We start from the raw sequence: 18,481 nt of genomic DNA, 5'->3' as shown, positions 1-18,481 counted from the left end.
ATTACTCTTCCTAATCCATTACTTAGCAGCTTGTTAAGCTGGACGGTATATCGTCCGATCCAGTTCTAAGCGCTAAAAGTTCTTTATCTATCATGATAGAGTCATCCTTAAATACACAATATTTACTGTTCGGATCAAAAATGTCCCGTTATCTCTTCTGACCTTTTAAATTCAGTGCTTAACGTGGGGATGCCGCCCTTCTTATTAGAAGGAACTTCGCCTGTTCTGCCAACAGTCCAAACACAGTACGTATATTGAGTTCCCGCGCTCAGCCCGGTATCAACAAAGTCATACGAAGGTGCCCCGCAAGCTGACACGGAATATACGTCGCTCCAGGCCAATTCAAATACGGCTTTCCTCTTTAATACGTATTCTTTAATCCCAGCGTCAGCACAATTTTCAGAAGGAGACGCGGTCCAGCTTATCGAAAGTGCTTTTCCGTTGTTATCAGAAAAATCTCTTACATCTGTAAGACGGGCTGAAGATATACTTGCAGTATAATAAACCCCTCCGAATTCATTTGATAAAACTGATGGAGTTGAATCAGAGAGACTTACCGCCTCTGCCGTGTAGTAATAACTCTCTTGCGCCTCAGGCCCGGTACCGCTTAGATTATCTTTGAAATTATCAGTAAGAATATACGTTTCCGAACCATCCGCTGTAATCGTACCTATAAGTTCTCTGCTTCGAATTTCCCCGGCCTCTTCACACCCTCTGAAGACCCTGTAAAATGACACATTTGGGCATTCGGCCAGATCTTCACTCGACCGCTTCAATACAACAGTGATCTCATCTAACGTGTCGCACGGCGTGTCATAGGCCTGTAATATAAAGGGCGGAGAAGGACCGTTGGCAACCGATTGCACCGGACCCGCCGTATTTGAGGGATCAGATTCCTGCGGTCTGCAGTCCCAGGCTGTAGCATAGTAATAGTAATTTACGCCTGTTTCCAGCTCCCTGTTTCCAGTTTCTTTGTTATCTTCTATCGAATAGGTTTCGGTCCCTCCGGTTACTACAGAAGCAATACAGGTCCAGCCTCGAGCCCCTTCTCTTTTGCGATAAACTGTATATTGGGTAATATCCTCTTCCCCTGCAAGTTCATCCATGGAACCTTTGAAAGTAACGGTAATACTGCTGCCGTTGTCACCGGGTGTATCTTCCGCAGTAAGTTGCGAGGGAGCTTCCGGAGGATCACCACAGGCATGAAGCTCGCCTTTAGCGACATTCGTATTCCCGGGTCTCACTCTACTCGTCAGTACGAATGAACGGTAGTTTCTTGTACTACCGGGTATGCTGTGAGAGCCCGCGAATCCAGCTTCCATAACGCTCGATTCAACTTCAACAAAAATCTCAACATCTCTAATTCTATCCAGCATATTTCGTGATACTGCTGTGAGGGTAGATATCTCTGCTTGATTTAGCATACCGTCACCGTTTCTATCTCCCCAGAGTGTAACTGCTCCGTTATTATTATAATCACCGTAATATTTAAAGAGCGGTTGGGGAAGATTCCCGTCGGGATATGCCTCTCCCCCTCGAATACCATATCCTACAATGAACTTCCTCTCCCCATTCTCTTCTCTGTAAATCGCGTAATCGTACGGATTGCCGGTTTCAGTATATCTATCCTCGATGGCTACTCTTCCATTATCATTTCTATCCAAAGTGTATCTTATCGTTTCAGCGTTATTGTTATAATTACGCATTAAGCCGATATTTTCGCCGGGAAATGAGCCGACTGTATAAGGGGTTCCATCGTGAAGCGGTACACGCTGGTCAACAGTCATACCCGATGTACCAAAAACACCGCCGGATATATCAGCATTGAATACTATCTGGTACGGAGCAGCGTCCAGGAAAACAGGCTGACCATTGAATTCATCTACATTGATCCCCGCGAGCCGCAGCGCTTCTTCGAGCGACTCAAGACTTACACGGGCATTCTGCCTGGCGTTTATATATTTATACTTTGTTTCCCGTATCTTTTTCTGACTGGTCATTACATTATAGGAAAGCATCACAAGAACAGCTGTGATAAAGAACGCTATTGCCACTTCTGTATAAGGAAACCTGTTATTTGCCGCTTTGGCGGACATATTTTTACTCCATATAATATTAAACCGCAAATTAATATTCTTAAATCTGTATATACTTATAGATCAGCTATATCAAACTACTCTCACTTTGCTCTATTCAATCAACTCCGATATAAGTCTTCTTAAACACATTTACGCCCGGGGTCATTCTTAAACTCCTTCTATTCTACTCGTCCCCCAACTTTAAAATATCCCGGATCCCTGATAACAATGCTGCCGGTATAACGGCTAACCAGCATCATTTTATCTTTTCCTCTTTTTTGCTCACGATATTCAACCTCCGGCATTACAAGGACAACTCCTTCCTCGTTCACGCTCCCGTCAGAAAAGAATACAACATGCGGAGGAAACCCGGAAAAAGTCACGGGAGAGGTTACGTAGCTGCCATTCGGACCGACAGTTCCACCTATAAATCCAAAGACTTGCCCATCCGGAAGCTTAAAAGGGCCCAATAATCTCTCGTCTTTATCTTTTTCTCTGTTGCCCCTGTTAGTTGGATCAAAAGACCCGTTAGCGGGGTTCCCGCCCCCTCCCCCGTCATCATCCAGAATACTCAATTGAGAATTTTCCAAATCAAAAAAAACAACGTACTCATTTTTTTCCTGAACCGCCATGGTTCTCGCTTTCCGCAAAACTCCAGTTACTATCTGCACAGCGTCTTTTGATTGAAAACGCCTCAATAGTTGAACCGTCTGAGGTGTTCCGACGGCAAGTATCATCCCTAAAGCCGCCACACCAATCATGACTCCCGCGAATATGGAACCCCGGCTCATCAATCCGGATATTTCTTTTTTACTTTTGCTTCGCATTATTTTCCTTTCACTTTGTTTTACTAAACTCTCTTTGCTAAAGGTGTACCAATTGGATAACTTTGTATAATTATCGTTATATCAATCAATTGAAACTCCATCTTTTTAGACAGTAGTTTTAAGAATTGTCGATTTGCGAAATTGTGTTGCAATATTATTTGAAATACCAAGTTATCTGACTGCCAATAATAGGGTTACGCGAAATAATTATCAGCATCCGGAAAGTTCCGGAAAGATCTGAGTACTACGGGGAACAAATATCTTAAACCCGGCTGAGCGAGTTGGAGGATTTAGTCTGTAATAATAAAATGGTTCTGAGAAAACCCGCTGGTGGAAGAAGCAGGGAATACTAAAGTAATAATGATCCATTATAACCGTTCACCGATTTTATCTTACCATAATAAACTAATCCACTTTAACCACACCCGAGGCCTAACGATGAAAGAATGACTGATTATTCGTAAGTTCACAACCCGGGTATGGAGGAAAGCATTTCCTCTTTCGCGAGAAGGCGCTGCCACCTTGCTTCAATATCCTTTTCAATTTTAGCGATTTCATCTTCTTTCAGATGACGGAATCTCCCCTGAGGTTTGATATACTCTTTAAACGAAGTTGGTTCAAATTCCTTCCATACGGCAATTTTGTTTCCATTCTCAGTTACTTCCATAATGGGATAAACTTTCGAAGTTACCGCTTTCCGCGCGGCCCAGACTGTCAGTTCAGGAGATAACTTCCATCCTGTCGGACAGGGCGCGAGAATCTGAATATACTTCGTCCCCTTGATATCTTTCGCCTTATGGAACTTTCTTATCAGATCTTCGGGAAATGCCACAGAACCTGTTGCTATATATGGAATCTCGTGAGCGGCAAGAATATCTACCATATTCTTTTTAGGTCGTTTCTTATAATTTGTCACAGGTGTGGTTGTAGTCCAGGATCCTACCGGTGTAGAAGAACTCCTCTGGATACCCGTGTTCATATAAGCTTCATTATCATAGCATACATAAATTATATCTTCGTTTCTTTCGGCGGCTCCGGAAAGAGACTGAAGGCCTATATCAAAAGTGCCTCCGTCTCCAGCCCAGGCCACAACTGTAGTCTCATGATCCCCCCGCATCTCCAACCCGGCTTTGAGTCCCGAAGCTGTAACCGCCGCGGTTTCGAAAGCTGTGTGGAATATTGGAATATCAACAGCTGAATGAGGAAAAGTCCCGTCAATAACAGACCAGCAACAGGCCGGAATAACCATAGCTGTCTGACGGCCAAGCGCCTTCAGGGCGAACCGCATTGCCATAGTAGCACCGCACCCTTGACAGGCAAGATGCCCCGACCCCATAATTTCATCAGTTGGAATTCTTGCCTCTCTCATTTTTTGACTCCTATCCAGTTAATATAAGGTTCAGGATTTTTATCTTTTATTGCTTTATCGGCAACTTCGCGAATTACTTTTGGAGTTACGTCGCGTCCTCCAAGACCGAGAATGTATCCTAAAATTGGAATATCTGTCTTGCCGTAAAGCGCGCTCTTTACTTCCTGGTAGAATATCCCGTGGTTACCGAATGATATGTTTCGGTCAAGGACAGCTACCTTCTTTGCTGAACAAAGCACTTCACTTACTTCTTTAAAAGGAAACGGCCTTAGTACCCTTATTTTAAGGGCGCCTATCTTGATCCCTTCATCACGCATTTCATCTATGACTGCTCTTGTTGTGGAAGCAACCGTGCCTGAAGTAACAAGAATTACGTCAGCGTCATCGCAACGGTAAGGAACAACCATGCCGTAATGCCTGCCGAAATGTTCGCCGAATTCCCTGCCCACTCTCTTTATAATTCCCCTCGCTTCATCCATAGCCTCTTCTATCATGTAGCGGAGCTCCATATAATAATCCGCGCTGGCGAGGTTGCCGAATGAATGGGGATCGGCCGGATCTATCTTTAATTCAGGATTATAGGGCGGCAGAAACTCGCGCACCTTTTCAACATCCAGAAGATCTACAATCTCGTAGGTATGAGAAAGGAAAAACGCGTCCAGTACCAACATAACTGGTAGCTGGACTTCTTCCGCGATCTTGAATGCCTGCGGAATAGCGTCTTGTGTCTCCTGATTACTCTCACAGTAAATCTGAATCCAACCCACATCTCTCATTGAGAGTGAATCATTCTGATCTGTCCATATGCTCCAGGGAGGACCTATCGCCCTGTTTACATTTGTAAGCACAATCGGAAGTCTTGCCCCGACAGCCCAGTGCAGCATCTCGGTCATAAGCAAAAGACCCTGCGATGATGTGGCTGTAAAAGCTCTTGATCCCGCCGCGGAAGCGCCAACACAGGCGGCCATAGCGCTGTGTTCAGATTCCACTTTTATGAATTTAGCGTCAATCTCGCCGTTCGCCACCAACTCAGACAGAAGCTCAACAACGTGAGTTTGCGGAGTAATGGGATAGGCGGAAATGACCTTTGCCTCTGATGCCCGTACACCGTAACTTACGGCGTGGTTTCCCATAACAACCTTTTTCATTTTCCCTCCTCCTCTATGGAAAGAGCGCTGCGCGGGCATTCTTCAACACATACCAGGCAACCCTTGCAAAAATCAAAATCTATCTCATATTCATCATCCTTGCGGATAATTGAAGCGTCCGGACAATAAATCCAGCAATTATCGCAATAATTACAAACACCGCACGAAAAACAGCGATCCGCTTCCTTCTGAAGCATCTGCTCGTCAAATCCCTTGAAAATTTCCTCGAAACCTTTTATTGCCTCACTGGCAGGAATTCTAGGTTTCAATACCCTCTTCGATTTCGGGAAATAATCAGTATTAATGTTTTCAATTCCAAAATCAATTTCCTGCTCTATGGGGGGATCTTTTTCATTATTAAACACTCTGTCAATTTTCTCAGCCGCTCTTCTTCCAGCTGCTACCGCTTCAACAACGCTGGCGGCTCCTGTTACGATATCACCACCCGCGAATATCTTCTTCTTTCCGGTTTCCCCAAATTCACCTTTGACCTTGATCAATTCCCATTCCGTGTCAACTTCCGATTTAAAACCATCAAGATCACCTTTTTCACCTATCGCGGTAAAAAGCCTGTCAACATCCATTGTGAAGGTCTTGCCTTCAAGAGGAACCGGACTTCTTCTTCCCGTCTCGTCAGGTTCACCAAGTTCCATCTCCTGGAATATAACCTTGCTGAGCTTATCCCCGTCTGTCACTATATCCTTCGGGGAGGCTAGAAAGCGAAATTTAATCCCCTCTTTTTCAGCTTCTTCAATTTCACTCGCGATAGCGGGCATTTCTGTCCGGGTTCTTCTGTAAACAACTGTTACATCGCTTCCTTTTCTGAGAGCTGAACGGGCTACATCCATGGCGGTATTCCCGCCCCCGATAACAACTGCTTTATCGGAGGAGCTGGAAACCTGACCGCTGTTAACTTTCCTGAGATAATCAAGTCCGGGCTCTACACCTTTACAATCTTCATTTGGAATCCCCAGCTGCCTGCTCTTCATAAGACCGACACCGAGAAATACGGCGTCAAAATTATTTCTCAGCTTTTTAAATTCTATATCTTTCCCGACAGTAGTGCCGGCTTCTACTTTTATCTTGCCTGAACTGAGAATAAACTCGACAACCCTGTCGAGAACACTGTCGGGCAGTCTATATTCAGGAATTCCCCAGCGAAGAACTCCTCCAAGGGTTTCCCCGGCTTCATATAATGTCACTGAATATCCTGTCCGGGCAAGGTAAAAGGCGGATGTGAGTCCGGCTGGACCGCTACCAACAACAGCAATCTTCTCCTTCTTACTCTTTTCCGGTTTTGTCATCCATTCAGGATTATCAAGCCCCATATCACCCAGCGCTCTCTCAATGGCGTTTATATTGACAGTTTCGTCATAATCACCCCGGGTGCACTTATCCATACAAGGGTGGGAACAAACCCTTCCCGTTACTGCGGGCATTGGATTAGTTTCAATAATAGTCTCCCAGGCCTCTTTATATTTCCTGTCAATAACGAGCTGAATATAATGCTGTATATTTTCCCCGGCGGGGCAGCCATAAATACAAGGAGACACCTTGTTGTCGTAAACAGGTTTGACGTTACGCCATGAACCTGTTTCGTTCCACAGCATATTGTCCACAGTCATAGCCCTGATAGGCATTTCCCTGTAACTTTCAAATTTCGTCTGTTTACTCATTTATCCTCCACTTTCCTAACTTGATACAGCAAATGTAACCTCTTTGCGCGTACTCATGGTCATAAAGACCTTATTTTCCGACATTATCGTAAGCTTCCTGAGCGGCTTGAGCGTTTTCCTTCTTTTTAAGCGGCACGAAACCCTTTATAGCCTCCTGCACAGCTTCAATCCCCACAAGTCCAGTCGCTCCCGCGAACGCGCCCACTATAGCTGTATTAACAATCGGGGCCGCTCTTGATCCAAGTCCGTATTTTATTGCGATAGCGTTAGCGTCAACTGTTGCCACCTGATATTTTCCGGTCAGATCGGAATCATCAAAAGAAGCGTTTGTATTGATTATAATCCAGCCGCCCTCTTTAAGGCCGTCGGTTATATTGACCGTATCAATTAATATGGAATCAAGAACAACAAGATGATCAGGCTCATATATCTGGCATCTCTCCCTGATTTCACTTTCCGAAACCCTTGTAAAAGCCATTACAGGAGCTCCCCGCCTTTCCACACCGAAAGCCGGAAAAGCCTGAACATACTTGCCCTCATGAAAAAAAGCATCGGCCAGGATCTCCGAAGCAATTACCGATCCTTGTCCTCCACGGCCATGGGTTCTAATTTCGATCATACCTTTTCCCTTCAGTATAGCTTCAAATCAACTCATTATGTTATTTCTGCTGACTAAACAACAAATTAATGCTAACAATACCGCAGTATCATACACGATACACAAAAGAGAGGTCAACCCCTTTTTCCCGAAACAGCTGTCAAAGGGCGCTATACCAACCCTGTCATAATTTAATCCAGAAAATCTATTGTCTGTCAGTATCCACAAAAGCAATCGCTCTGGAGTGTGAATGAACCTGCCGAATGTCCGCCCGGGCCGCAAAAAATTTCCTGATAGTAATGACTGCGGCCGGAAGGTATTTATTCGATTTTAAATACGCCCAGGAGGATTTGAACCCCCAGCCTTCTGGTCCGTAGCCAGACGCTCTATCCAGTTGAGCTATGGGCGCGGAATCTGGCGGAGAGGGAGGGATTCGAACCCTCGGTAGAGTATAACCCCTACAACCGCTTAGCAGGCGGATGCCTTCAGCCGCTCGGCCACCTCTCCGTGAATCTGAATTTAAACCTATGGCGGAGGGCGAGGGATTCGAACCCCCAAGGGCTTAACACCCGGCGGATTTCAAATCCGCTGCCTTACCTGTTAGGACTAGCCCTCCGGAATTACTACCTCCTGAATATTCTACGGTAAAATATAAAAACAATTCCACTCGAACTGAATTATTTCATTCGAGAGGACTCCGATAGTATAAAAATATTCACCTGCACTGTCAAATAAAAGACTTCAGAGCCTGAGGGCCGCTCCGGCGAAAAGAACAAACGGGATTATACTTCCGACTCCGTTTGCCTCTGTGCGGCCATCTCTTCTTCCTCCCACTTCCTTATTTTGACCCTGGCTCTGTACCTCTTTACATTGTAGGCAACTAAAAACAGGATAACCATACCAACCCAGAAAGGCGCGGATACTGCCAGAATATAACCTTTCCTGTATTTATCACCAAGTGTCGCGTGAAATTCAGCCGCGAAATCGAGCGGAGATTTGCCGAACGTAAGGATGAAGGCCCTGTTAAAATCACCCGAATCACGCGTAAAAGCCGTGAGTGTCATCAGGTCCTCAGGCCTCTCGGCAAAAAGCTCCTTTACTGCAATATAACTAAGTCTGTACGCCATGGCGGCATCTTCACCGGATTTCGGGAACTTTCCTCTAAGATCTTCAAGGTCTGGCAAATTCTTTTTCCAAACGGAGACCATAAAATGCCAGTGATCCGAAAAATCCCATTCACCCGATTGTCTCATGGCCAACCCCTCGAGAAACCATGTGGGACAACGCGTACCGCGAACTCTCTGAGCAAACAGGAGATGTGAGAGCTCATGTGTTATCACAATACGAACCGGCCTTTGCTCGCGCAAAACAGCCTCCGTGTTAATACATAAACGCATATTTCTTAAATCGCTGCACGCTTCACTCCATTCCGGAGCCGCCTCGCCGTGCAGCGTCCTATAATCCTCTTTATTGCCCGCGATATAAACTCTTATCGTATCAATCTTTCCAAGTCCGAGATCAGAAGCTATCCTTCCGGATGAATTATTAAGAATCATTCTTATCCTTTTGGCCATTTTGTCGTATCTCCGGGGATAAAAGACAATAAATGGTTTATTACGCGAGGTGAGGCTGCCGTATGTGGTATTTACACCTTTCGCCGACAAATTGAAAGCGGTAAACGCCTGCAGGCAGAAACCGAAGATAATTATATATTCAAGTCTCCCTTTCAATTTCCAGCACCTCTGCTGTCAGTTAACACACCGCCCCCCAGAACAACACCATCTTTGTAAATAACAAGTGACTGTCCCGGCGTTACGGCACGCTGTTCTTTATGAAAAGAAACGATCAATTTTCTGTTCAGTAGCTTAACATCTTCCAGAACGGCAGCTCTGTGTCTGAATCTGATCTTCGCTTTAAGAGGAAGTTCCAGTTCTCTGGCTCTTAGTATTACTGATTCACAAACAGCTTTCTTTGTATAGATCGCTTCGTTTTCCGCGAGTGTGATCCTGCCTGTCCGCGGATCTATGTTCTTTACATAAAGGGGCTGCGAAGCTGAAATCCCCAACCCCTTTCTCTGCCCAACCGTATAAAAACATATCCCTCTGTGCCTTCCCAACGTTTGACCCTCTGAATCAACAACATCTCCGGGCGTAGGATCCGCTTCTTTCTCTAGAAAAGTGTTGAACTCTTTTTCGGGGATAAAACACACATCCTGACTTTCCCTGCCAGTACTCCCTGTCAGTCCATACTCGCGTGCTGTCTCTCTGACTTCGCTCTTCAATTTATCTCCCAGTGGAAAAATTGTTCTTTGCAGATATTTAACTGGAACACGATAGAGAAAATAGGACTGATCCTTAAGATTATCCCTCGCGGCTGACAGGAACTTTCTATTTTTATAATTTATTACGCGCGCGTAATGGCCCGTAGATATCCACTTTGCTCCCACAGAATCAGCGGCTTCGGCAAGATATGGAAATTTTATGTATTCATTGCAGCCTATACATGGATTGGGAGTTCTTCCGCTTCTGTAAAAATCGACAAACCGCCTAACAACCCTGTCTTTGAAATCTCCTCCCACTTCAACAGCAATATGAGGTATATCAAACCTCCGGCAAATGTGAGCCGCCCTCGTGACTGCCTCTCTGTCTTTATCATTTAAAACAGAGTTTACAGCCCCGAAGAAACGAAAGGTTACGCCGGTTACCGAATAACCCTGCCGAAGCAGAGATAAAGCCGCAATTGTACTATCAACACCGCCGCTCATTCCGACTACTACTTTTTCTTCCAATTTGCTGCTGCGCACGGTATCCTTTCAAATTCATAATTATACTTAGATATAAAATATATCCATTCCGCGTAAATAAATCCAAAAGCTTTTGGTTATCAGCTATTTGGAGGGGGAGATTTCGCGGAGTCTCTTCACAACGCCGGCTAGCGCTTCCGCGAAGGATTCAATATCACTTTCCGTGTTTCGGATACCGAGACTTACTCTTATCACTGACTTCGCCAGTTCCGGCTCGAGCCCCATAGCTTTCATAACAGCACTGGTCCCGCTCTCTCCTGAGGAGCAGGCGCTCCCGCTTGATATACAAAACCCTAGAGCGCTTAAATTAAGAACTATCGCTTCACCATCTACGCCGGGAACAATTATGCTGCTCGTGTTTGGAACCCTTGCGCTGTTCTTACCTATGATATCGACTTCTGGAATCTTCCTTAGAAGAATCTTTTCCATCCTGTCTCTCAACCTGCCGATTCTGTCAATTTCCCCGGAAAGCATTGACCTGGATATATTACACGCTTTACCAAGACCGACAATGGCTGGAACGTTTTCTGTTCCCGGTCTGAGGGAAAACTCGTGAGCCGCTCCTGTATAGACGGCTTTAAGAGAAATCCCCTTTCTTTTATAGAGAGCCCCCGTCCCTTTGGGTCCGTAGAATTTGTGGGCAGACATTGAGAGCAGATCCACCCCCAGTATCTCAACATCAACATCGACCTTTCCAATACACTGCACGGCGTCAGAATGAAGAATAATCCCCCTTCCGGAGAGTCTGGAAGCTATCTCTTCCAAGGGCTGAATTATTCCGGTTTCATTATTTGCCGTCATAATCGATACAAGCACAGTTTCAGATCTTATAAGATCTTCAAGCATGTCAATCTTAACAACCCCGAAGCGGTCGCATTCTACTCTGTCTAAGCTCACACCGTCTTGCTCAAGCGATATAAATGTGTTCTGAACAGCGGGATGTTCGATAGTCGAAGTAATAATATGACATTCATTCAGAGGCCGCTCCAGTGTTCTCAGCGCCCCTCGAATCGCGAGATTGCTCGATTCTGTTCCTCCAGATGTAAATATTATCTCCCTCTCGTCCGCGTTAATAAAAGATGCCACTTCTTTTCGGGCGCGTTCTACAGCTTCCCTGTTTTCCCGGCCGAGGAAATGGAGACTGCTCGGGTTAGCAAATTTCTCCATAAAATAAGGCTCCATGGCAGAAACAACTTCGCCGCGCGCGTATGTTGTGGCATTATGATCCAGATAAACACTCTTTTTCGAGCTCTTCTGCCGTTTCATCCCATCTCCTCTCAACTGGACGTTTTCCGTTCTCTACTTTATTTCTTAATCAAGCATGAACCACACTTAAAAAACGCGCGAACCAATAACAACAGCCTCACCCGAAAGGGAGAGGCTGTAAGTTTCTTTAAATTACCAGGAGAAGGTTCAGCTATTCGTACTTCTCCTGTTCCTTTTGCGCCTCAAGCCTCTTTATCAGCATTTCCTGACGTTCGATCTGCTCCTTAGCTGAATTACTCCAAGGTTTTACGCCTAAGCTGACAACCTTCTGAAATTGAGTAATAGCCTCTTCATACATTACTTTCTTTGAAAGAGCTTCGCCCAGCTGATAACGCAGGAAAGCCTCCTTGCCGCCGCCTATCTTTAATCCCATTCTGGCCGCGGCTACGGCTTCGTCATACTTCTTGTTATCATTATAAATCTTTGCCAGCAACGCATAATTAAAAGGATTGCCTCCGCTTAATAAATTAGCTTTCTCGAGCTCGGCTGTAGCTTCCTTATAGTTGCCTCCGGCTTGAGAAATCGAAAAGCCAAGTCTTTGGTGAAAAGAGGCGTTATCCGGATAAACTTCTAAGAGCGCATTGTAGACCGGAACAGCTTTTTCGTACTTTTGCGCGGAAAAATAAGCGCCGGCGAGTTTCTGAAGCATTGTGTAGTTAGTCGAATCTACTTCAACAGCCTTCTGCATATATTCTATTTCTTTATCCTTATCACCTTTATCACCATAAAGGGAAGCAATAGAACCCAGTGTTACGGCGTCGCCGGGTTTCGTCTTAAGAGCTCTCTTATAGTGTGTAATAGCACTGTCAATTTGATTTCTCTGTTTTGCTATAAAAGCTAAATAAACATTTCCGTTATAATCGTAGAAATCTTTTTCAATAAGCATATTGTAGTACTCTTCGGCCTTATCCAGATTATTACTACTTAGATAATTATATCCGAGAGAAGCAATCAGAGACTCATCTTCCGGATTAAGCTCTAAAGCATTCTTAAAAGCCTCTATGGCTTCCTCGTGTTTCTTTACTTTAGCAAGACCATCCCCGAGCATAGCCCAGGCTTCGGCGTAATCGGGATCAAGTTTAACGGCCTTACGCAGATGAACCACCGCATCATAATAATTTTCCGCCTCCATGAACTGCTTGGCGGACTGATATTCTCCTTCAGCATCTGACAGATCCTTGTCAAACCCCCTTCTATCCTTAAATTGCGGGTCGGCTGAGAGATCCCCGACACTGCTGCAACTAATAATGAATACGGCCAGTAAAAGAAATACTAACGCAGAAATTGCCTTTTTCATTCTCTTTCCTTTCATGAAAAACAAATACTTACTCCCTATCTATAATTTAAATAAAGAAACAAACGATTGTCAATAGTGGAGTTTCCCCAATTTTTATAACCTATAAGGTAGTCGATGATTTGTAATAGTATGCACGAACTGCCTCTAATTAGAGATGGGATTATCGAGGCTGCCTTTTTTTGAGCCGGAGGGTTCTCCCGTTGCCCTTCTTACCATCGCGATATTATCTTTCGCCCTGCGAGCCAGGGGGTCATCAGGAGCCAATTCTATAACCTTTTCCCATTCATTGACGGCCTCCTTATAGATCAAGCTGTCCCAGAAAAATACCGCGAGATAGAAATGAGGCTGAGGGTGATCGGGATTGCTCTTTAAAGCTCTGGTTAAATAATAAGTGGCGGTTCCGTATGAATTCTGCCGATAGTACAGATAGGCAATATGGGAATTCGGAAGAACCGCGCCGGGCCGTATCTTTATGGCTTTCTTGTAATTTTCAACAGCTCTTGTGAAATTCCCGAGATTATCATAAAGAACCCCCATATTACTGAAAGCCTTAAACATCGCGGTGTCTTCTTCGGAAGCCATTTCATAGTAATAAATGGCGGAATCAGCTTTCATTTCTTCCTGGAAAGCCAGCCCGAGATGAAAATAAATATCGGCATTCGCCCCGTTTTTTTCAATCAAATATCTAAGATACGCTATTCGGGGTTTCGGACCGAGTCCGTCAAGCTGTTTATCCAAGGGGATTTCCTGTCCCGTACAAGGAGAGGTCGGAAATGAACAAAAGAAAAATATCAGAAAGATTACTGAAAAACTGTAAATCCCGCGGATTCCTTTGCCGCTCAACCGGTTATTCTTCAAATCAACATGGTTCATAATGAAAAAATCTTTTTATTCATGGATTGCCTAAGTATATGAAATTCGTAATTCTAAGACGCGGCGACTAATGTTTCTCGATTACTCTTTTCTCCCAGGCTTCTGAAATACCCAGGCTGACGCTTAATCTGAAGACCGTTTCATCAATCCCGTTACGTTCTAAAGAACCCACCCGTCCGAATTCAAAAGCCCAGTCAAGATTTCCGTCTCCTCCGGGAATCTCAAACCCGCTTCCCAGAGTAAAAAATCTCGATTTGACGGGTTCTCCTCCTGGAATTTCGATATGCCAGGTATTTTCATAGAACCCCGCGCGAAGCGGCATCCTTGAAAACCAGTCATCGCCTTCCTTATCAGCTCTTCTTTCCAATCCTACAGAGTAGAGTTTTTCGGTCCCGAGCGCTCCTTCGAAAGCGCTGAACCCTGAAGCGTCAGGTGCGGCTCGAAGCCAGAACGCGGATGTAATCCACCATCTCTCTGACAGGCCGACCGCTATCCCAGCGCTATAAGCCGGAGGAAGATCAAAGTTCCAGGAATCACTTGAATTAAATTCACTCCTTGTATGTGTGATATATTCATTCACGGAATAACCAACACCGCCGTCAAAGACTCCGGCAATATAGAACCTTGAATGCAGCTTTGCCAGAAAGGACAGGGACCAGGACGCGCCCGAAAAAGTCCTCTTTCTTTCCGAGTAAGATGTCCCGTAGTCTGAATCCTCAAAAGCTATTGTAACGCCGTCCGTGATAGAACCTCTCTCTATTTGTAATTCTCCCCCTATGCTTACCCATTCGTTGATTCTCCACGAAAGCCCGAATGGTACTGAGTAGAGAGAACTGTCCAGTTCATATTCTTCCGAAGGCTCGGATGCGGAAGAACTCTCGCTGCCGATAAGTTCACCGGGAAATGTAAAATCAGCTCTTCCGGCGAAACGCGTTCTGTAGCCGGCGCTCAATACAAGCCCTTCGGTAACAGGCGCGGCAACTATAACCGATGGAAATAAAAAACGGCTCTGGTTTGATTCTTCCATCCGGTAAGAAACACGGCTCATATGCAGCTTTTCCGTAACGGAAAGTGTTACGGCATTCAGGTCGGAGAGTGTCGCCGTATTCATAGTTCCGGCCATATTAGAGTCCGGAACCGCAAGTGCCGAAAGCCCGAGAGCTATAGAGCGCGCGCCTCCTCTGAATTGATGCTGGCCAATATAATTAAGGCTGAATATTGACTGCCCCGCAGCGTTACCGCTCACAGAAACCGCTATCAGGAAAAGTAGAATTATCTCAATATATCTTTTCATCATATATCTCTTCATCATTCTCCGTCAAAATCAGCCGGCATAGAATAGATTATCTCCACTCGGGGAGGCTCTAACGAATCAGCAACGCCGGGACTGAACAGAACCTTCTGGAATCTCACATTTTCAAGATCGGACTGTAGAACCAGCCCGGTGTTTCTTCGCGAACCATCTATAATATCCGATACGTATTTATCAAGTGGAAGTCTTAATTCAAACGACTCAAAAGGGTAGAATTCTCCCTCATAAACGCCTTTACCCTCCAGAAATGAAGGATACAGAGTATCGTCAGGTGAATACAGATAGTAATAAAAAACTGTGGGCAATCCTAAAATATCCCCGGACTCCTCTCCCGCTGTCGCCCCCAGTCCTCCAGAGCCGTCAACATTGAGAACAAGTTCTGAATTGTGAATTATAGCGCTGTCACTTACTCCCCCGAGGTCAAATTCAAAGAAGATTCTCCTTGCCAAACCTCCGTATACAGCCAGTTCATCACTATTCCCACCGGACACGATAGAGTAACTTCTATTCACTCCAAAAGAAGTGGTATCATCTTCAAATATTACATTAAGCGCTATGGGCCCTCCCTCAAGATCTGCAACGGAATTGATCTCGAAAAACCCCAGTGAATCCGGATCTTCTTCAAGAACAACCGCCAGGCCATAACTCGTATCGGCCTTCGAGTCGATCCAGTTCTGAACAACATTTCTGTTTATACTATATTCCTGATCAAAAGCCGCAATAGTCCTTTCAGGGACCGTCCCGAATGAATCTGTTATCTGAGTATCAGCCCGCGCCGGGGCGTTGGCGGGTGATAGTGTATCATCTTCGCTGAAGGGCCCCAGCAGTTCGTAAAGACCTATTTTAAGATCAAAATTACTCGGGCCGATCCTAACGGGGATTTTGAGAGTTACTTCGGAAACACTCTTTCCCTCGTATTTACTGAGTGAATCTGAACTAAAATCAATAAGTATGGTTTCAAACTTAAACCCTTTATTCCATCCCATCTTAAGAAGACTGCAATCCCCCCCCACGCCTGTTGCCAGATTGATTGACGAATACTCCAGAGTATCTATATAACAGTACGTCTTTCCGGCCTCCGGGGTATATGTGCCGTCACGAAATCTTTCAACTACCGGCGCTTCAGGATCGCTGCCGCACCCGGCAGCTATAATGAAAAGGAATGTTAAAACTGAATAAATAATTGTTTCGCGGTTCATTCCAACCTCTATCTTATTCGCATATGAAACCTGAACTGATTCTTTCTGAATAACAGCATTACTGAAACCTACACAAATGTTACGGCCTCAGTCAAGCATGATATTTTAAAATGACGGGAATGGGAAGAGACATCATGATCCCCTTCCTGCGCTAAGGAAGCTTCTTTGTTTTGGGGAAGGGGTGTGGGCGGCTCTTCGAGGTGCGGTGGAGTCTTTGGAGGGGGGCGGGGAAAAAGAAAAAGATAAACAGGAATATGTATTAAAAGAGATAGAGTTAGAAGAAGAGAAAATAGAAGAAGAAAAGAGCATTAGTAGACAAGAGATCTTTTACAGACGAGGGCCCTGGTACGAGAAGCAGAGATGGGACGAGATCCTGAACGAGAGAACGCGCTGGGGCGACCTGAGCATAGAGAACCAGAAGAAGCTTATTAAAATTTCTTGTAGCATTATTGATTCCACCTGAATAAAGAAGAAATGGAAGAGTTTCTGATATCAATATTTATATGACATCTTACCCTCTAATAATTTAATCGTTCTATTGTAAAAGTTACAGCTTTGGATTAATCCTGAAATTAACCTGAAATTAATCATTAGACGAACATATCAAAAACCGGTATAATTATTGCGTTTAGAGCTTTTAATGAACCGTGTTCCTGCAATTATTAAGTAATGGGATTACCTGAATGCTTAAATATCTATCAAGACTCTTGCTCTATCTCGTTCGACACTCCAGAATGAAGAAACTTGCCGAGCTGGAAAAAAACGAGTACCGGTCAAAAGAATTTCTGGAAAATCTACAGGAAGATAAATTTTTAGCCCTTATAAAACACGCTAAATCAAATGTTCCATATTATCGTGAAAACTTAGAGGGAATTAAAATCGAATCTCTTGAGGATATTGCTTCTATTCCTTTTCTGACCAAGAAGGTGATACTGAGAAACAAGAATCAGCTGAAAGCCCAAAATTACACTTCTGATAGATTTCACACAGATTCTACTGGCGGTTCTACTGGCGAAAAACTACAATTTTATAGTGATAAAAATGAAATACGAGCCGTTTTTCTAATGAGAGGTAACAAGTGGGCAGGATGGAAAGTTGGAGAAAAACAGGCTCAATTATGGGGAGCTCATTACGATATATCAAAAGCAGGCGGTCTCTACAGAAAACTCCAGAGCTCTTTAATACATAGGAATAAAATGATGTCATCATACGACATGACAAAAGAAGACATGTTTGATTACTGTAAGATAATAAACAAGCATAAACCGCGAATAATTACCGGATATGCCTCAGCGTTGTATCTCTTTTCAGAATTTATCCAGAATAATGATCTTAAGATTCACAAACCCGCAGGTATTATCAGTTCCGCTGAAACCCTGCACAATCACCAGAGAGAAAAGATTGAAACGGTATTCGGCTGCAAGGTTTTAAACCGTTATGGATGCAGAGAAGTAGGTAATATTGCTCAGGAATGCGAAGAACAGAGCGGACTGCATATAAATATCGAACATGTAATCGTGGAGATTGTAGATGAAAATGGGAAGCCATGCAAGCCCGGCCAGACTGGAGAAATTGTCATTACAGAACTTGATAATTACGCATTTCCCTTTATTCGATACAAGATAGGTGATCTTGGCGTCCTATCAGATAGAAATTGCGATTGTGGACGACGGCTCCCGATGCTGGAAAATGTTAAGGGGAGAATCTTTGATATTATTGTCGGAACCAACGGAAATCATCTTACGGGAACATTCTGGACAATTTTGCTGAGAGAATATGTTCAGGGGATAAATAAATTTCAGGTAATCCAGGAAGAATATGGGAAATTACTGTTGAGATTAATTGTGACAAATCAATATAATGAAAAAGGAAAAGCAAAACTGATTAAGAAAATTAAAGAAAATTGCGGTGAAGATATGAACATTGATATAGAACTTGTTGATAAAATTCCTTTGACTGAATCCGGGAAACACCGATTTATTATCTCGAAAGTATCTCCTTTTGTAGCACATATTCAAGATTAAACTTGCCGCTT

15 protein-coding genes and 3 tRNA genes are annotated in these 18,481 nt (G+C 44.2%); 2 read left to right on the top strand and 16 right to left on the bottom strand.

All coding sequences use genetic code 11. The features are described 5' to 3' along the window. Window positions 1-134 precede the first annotated feature (134 nt). The 16 genes from U5O15_02835 to U5O15_02760 all read right to left on the bottom strand — a co-directional run bounded on the left by U5O15_02835 (window position 135) and on the right by U5O15_02760 (window position 16,446). Window positions 135-2,096 carry a fibronectin type III domain-containing protein gene (locus U5O15_02835; GenBank protein MDZ7859598.1) on the bottom strand — a complete coding sequence of 654 codons (1,962 nt, stop codon included), beginning with the start codon at window positions 2,094-2,096 and terminating at the stop codon, window positions 135-137. A 161-nt stretch (window positions 2,097-2,257) separates the two neighbouring features. Beyond that, window positions 2,258-2,905, bottom strand: coding sequence for a hypothetical protein (locus U5O15_02830; protein ID MDZ7859597.1), 648 nt, complete (start codon window positions 2,903-2,905; stop codon window positions 2,258-2,260). A gap of 466 nt (window positions 2,906-3,371) precedes the next feature. Next, complete coding sequence (locus tag U5O15_02825) at window positions 3,372-4,274, bottom strand: thiamine pyrophosphate-dependent enzyme (GenBank protein ID MDZ7859596.1); 903 nt, start codon at window positions 4,272-4,274, stop codon at window positions 3,372-3,374. Next, on the bottom strand, window positions 4,271-5,422 hold the full coding sequence (gene porA / locus U5O15_02820; protein ID MDZ7859595.1) for a pyruvate ferredoxin oxidoreductase: 1,152 nt from the start codon (window positions 5,420-5,422) through the stop codon (window positions 4,271-4,273). The genes U5O15_02825 and porA overlap by 4 nt, the downstream gene beginning before the upstream one ends. Further along, window positions 5,419-7,098: an NAD(P)-binding protein gene (locus tag U5O15_02815; GenBank protein ID MDZ7859594.1), complete on the bottom strand. Its 1,680-nt coding sequence runs from the start codon at window positions 7,096-7,098 to the stop codon at window positions 5,419-5,421. The genes porA and U5O15_02815 overlap by 4 nt, the downstream gene beginning before the upstream one ends. Window positions 7,099-7,168: 70 nt before the next feature. After that, window positions 7,169-7,717 (bottom strand): 2-oxoacid:acceptor oxidoreductase family protein, encoded by a 549-nt coding sequence (locus U5O15_02810; GenBank protein ID MDZ7859593.1) that lies wholly within the window; start codon window positions 7,715-7,717, stop codon window positions 7,169-7,171. A gap of 314 nt (window positions 7,718-8,031) precedes the next feature. Beyond that, window positions 8,032-8,105, bottom strand: a tRNA-Arg gene (locus tag U5O15_02805). Between the two features lie 6 nt (window positions 8,106-8,111). Beyond that, a tRNA-Ser gene (locus tag U5O15_02800) sits at window positions 8,112-8,203 on the bottom strand. A gap of 21 nt (window positions 8,204-8,224) precedes the next feature. Beyond that, a tRNA-Ser gene (locus tag U5O15_02795) sits at window positions 8,225-8,312 on the bottom strand. Window positions 8,313-8,478: 166 nt separating this feature from the next. Then, a complete protein-coding gene (locus U5O15_02790) occupies window positions 8,479-9,426 on the bottom strand; it encodes a hypothetical protein (GenBank protein MDZ7859592.1) in 948 nt (315 codons plus the stop codon). After that, window positions 9,423-10,499 carry a tRNA 2-thiouridine(34) synthase MnmA gene (gene mnmA, locus U5O15_02785; GenBank protein MDZ7859591.1) on the bottom strand — a complete coding sequence of 359 codons (1,077 nt, stop codon included), beginning with the start codon at window positions 10,497-10,499 and terminating at the stop codon, window positions 9,423-9,425. The genes U5O15_02790 and mnmA overlap by 4 nt, the downstream gene beginning before the upstream one ends. 84 nt (window positions 10,500-10,583) lie before the next feature. After that, window positions 10,584-11,765, bottom strand: coding sequence for a cysteine desulfurase family protein (locus U5O15_02780; GenBank protein MDZ7859590.1), 1,182 nt, complete (start codon window positions 11,763-11,765; stop codon window positions 10,584-10,586). A gap of 151 nt (window positions 11,766-11,916) precedes the next feature. After that, entirely contained in the window at window positions 11,917-13,062 is a 1,146-nt protein-coding gene (locus tag U5O15_02775) for a tetratricopeptide repeat protein (GenBank protein ID MDZ7859589.1), read from the bottom strand. 144 nt (window positions 13,063-13,206) lie between these two features. After that, window positions 13,207-13,800, bottom strand: a complete 594-nt coding sequence (locus U5O15_02770) for a tetratricopeptide repeat protein (GenBank protein MDZ7859588.1) — start codon at window positions 13,798-13,800, stop codon at window positions 13,207-13,209. 202 nt (window positions 13,801-14,002) lie between these two features. Continuing rightward, entirely contained in the window at window positions 14,003-15,229 is a 1,227-nt protein-coding gene (locus tag U5O15_02765; protein MDZ7859587.1) for a hypothetical protein, read from the bottom strand. Between the two features lie 14 nt (window positions 15,230-15,243). Next, complete coding sequence (locus tag U5O15_02760; GenBank protein ID MDZ7859586.1) at window positions 15,244-16,446, bottom strand: hypothetical protein; 1,203 nt, start codon at window positions 16,444-16,446, stop codon at window positions 15,244-15,246. 205 nt (window positions 16,447-16,651) lie between these two features. On the opposite strand from U5O15_02760, the gene U5O15_02755 reads away from it, so the two are divergent. Beyond that, window positions 16,652-16,909, top strand: a complete 258-nt coding sequence (locus U5O15_02755; GenBank protein ID MDZ7859585.1) for a hypothetical protein — start codon at window positions 16,652-16,654, stop codon at window positions 16,907-16,909. A gap of 220 nt (window positions 16,910-17,129) precedes the next feature. After that, window positions 17,130-18,470: an AMP-binding protein gene (locus U5O15_02750; GenBank protein MDZ7859584.1), complete on the top strand. Its 1,341-nt coding sequence runs from the start codon at window positions 17,130-17,132 to the stop codon at window positions 18,468-18,470. Window positions 18,471-18,481 lie beyond the last annotated feature (11 nt).

The sequence above is a fragment of the Candidatus Krumholzibacteriota bacterium genome (assembly GCA_034520215.1).
GTDB lineage: Bacteria > Krumholzibacteriota > Krumholzibacteriia > Krumholzibacteriales > WJIX01 > JAGHBT01.
The sequence above is the reverse complement of the archived record's forward strand: the minus strand, read 5'-3'. Positions and strand labels throughout refer to the sequence as shown.

What these genes read in the sequence shown, in the direction of transcription:
- U5O15_02815 (MDZ7859594.1), bottom strand. Translation starts at nt 7,098, where the DNA reads ATGAGTAAACAGACGAAATTTGAAAGTTACAGGGAAATGCCTATCAGG.
- U5O15_02775 (MDZ7859589.1), bottom strand. Translation starts at nt 13,062, where the DNA reads ATGAAAAAGGCAATTTCTGCGTTAGTATTTCTTTTACTGGCCGTATTC.
- porA (MDZ7859595.1), bottom strand. Translation starts at nt 5,422, where the DNA reads ATGAAAAAGGTTGTTATGGGAAACCACGCCGTAAGTTACGGTGTACGG.
- U5O15_02750 (MDZ7859584.1), top strand. Translation starts at nt 17,130, where the DNA reads ATGCTTAAATATCTATCAAGACTCTTGCTCTATCTCGTTCGACACTCC.
- U5O15_02780 (MDZ7859590.1), bottom strand. Translation starts at nt 11,765, where the DNA reads ATGAAACGGCAGAAGAGCTCGAAAAAGAGTGTTTATCTGGATCATAAT.
- U5O15_02760 (MDZ7859586.1), bottom strand. Translation starts at nt 16,446, where the DNA reads ATGAACCGCGAAACAATTATTTATTCAGTTTTAACATTCCTTTTCATT.
- U5O15_02765 (MDZ7859587.1), bottom strand. Translation starts at nt 15,229, where the DNA reads ATGAAAAGATATATTGAGATAATTCTACTTTTCCTGATAGCGGTTTCT.
- U5O15_02830 (MDZ7859597.1), bottom strand. Translation starts at nt 2,905, where the DNA reads ATGCGAAGCAAAAGTAAAAAAGAAATATCCGGATTGATGAGCCGGGGT.
- U5O15_02810 (MDZ7859593.1), bottom strand. Translation starts at nt 7,717, where the DNA reads ATGATCGAAATTAGAACCCATGGCCGTGGAGGACAAGGATCGGTAATT.
- U5O15_02825 (MDZ7859596.1), bottom strand. Translation starts at nt 4,274, where the DNA reads ATGAGAGAGGCAAGAATTCCAACTGATGAAATTATGGGGTCGGGGCAT.
- U5O15_02835 (MDZ7859598.1), bottom strand. Translation starts at nt 2,096, where the DNA reads ATGTCCGCCAAAGCGGCAAATAACAGGTTTCCTTATACAGAAGTGGCA.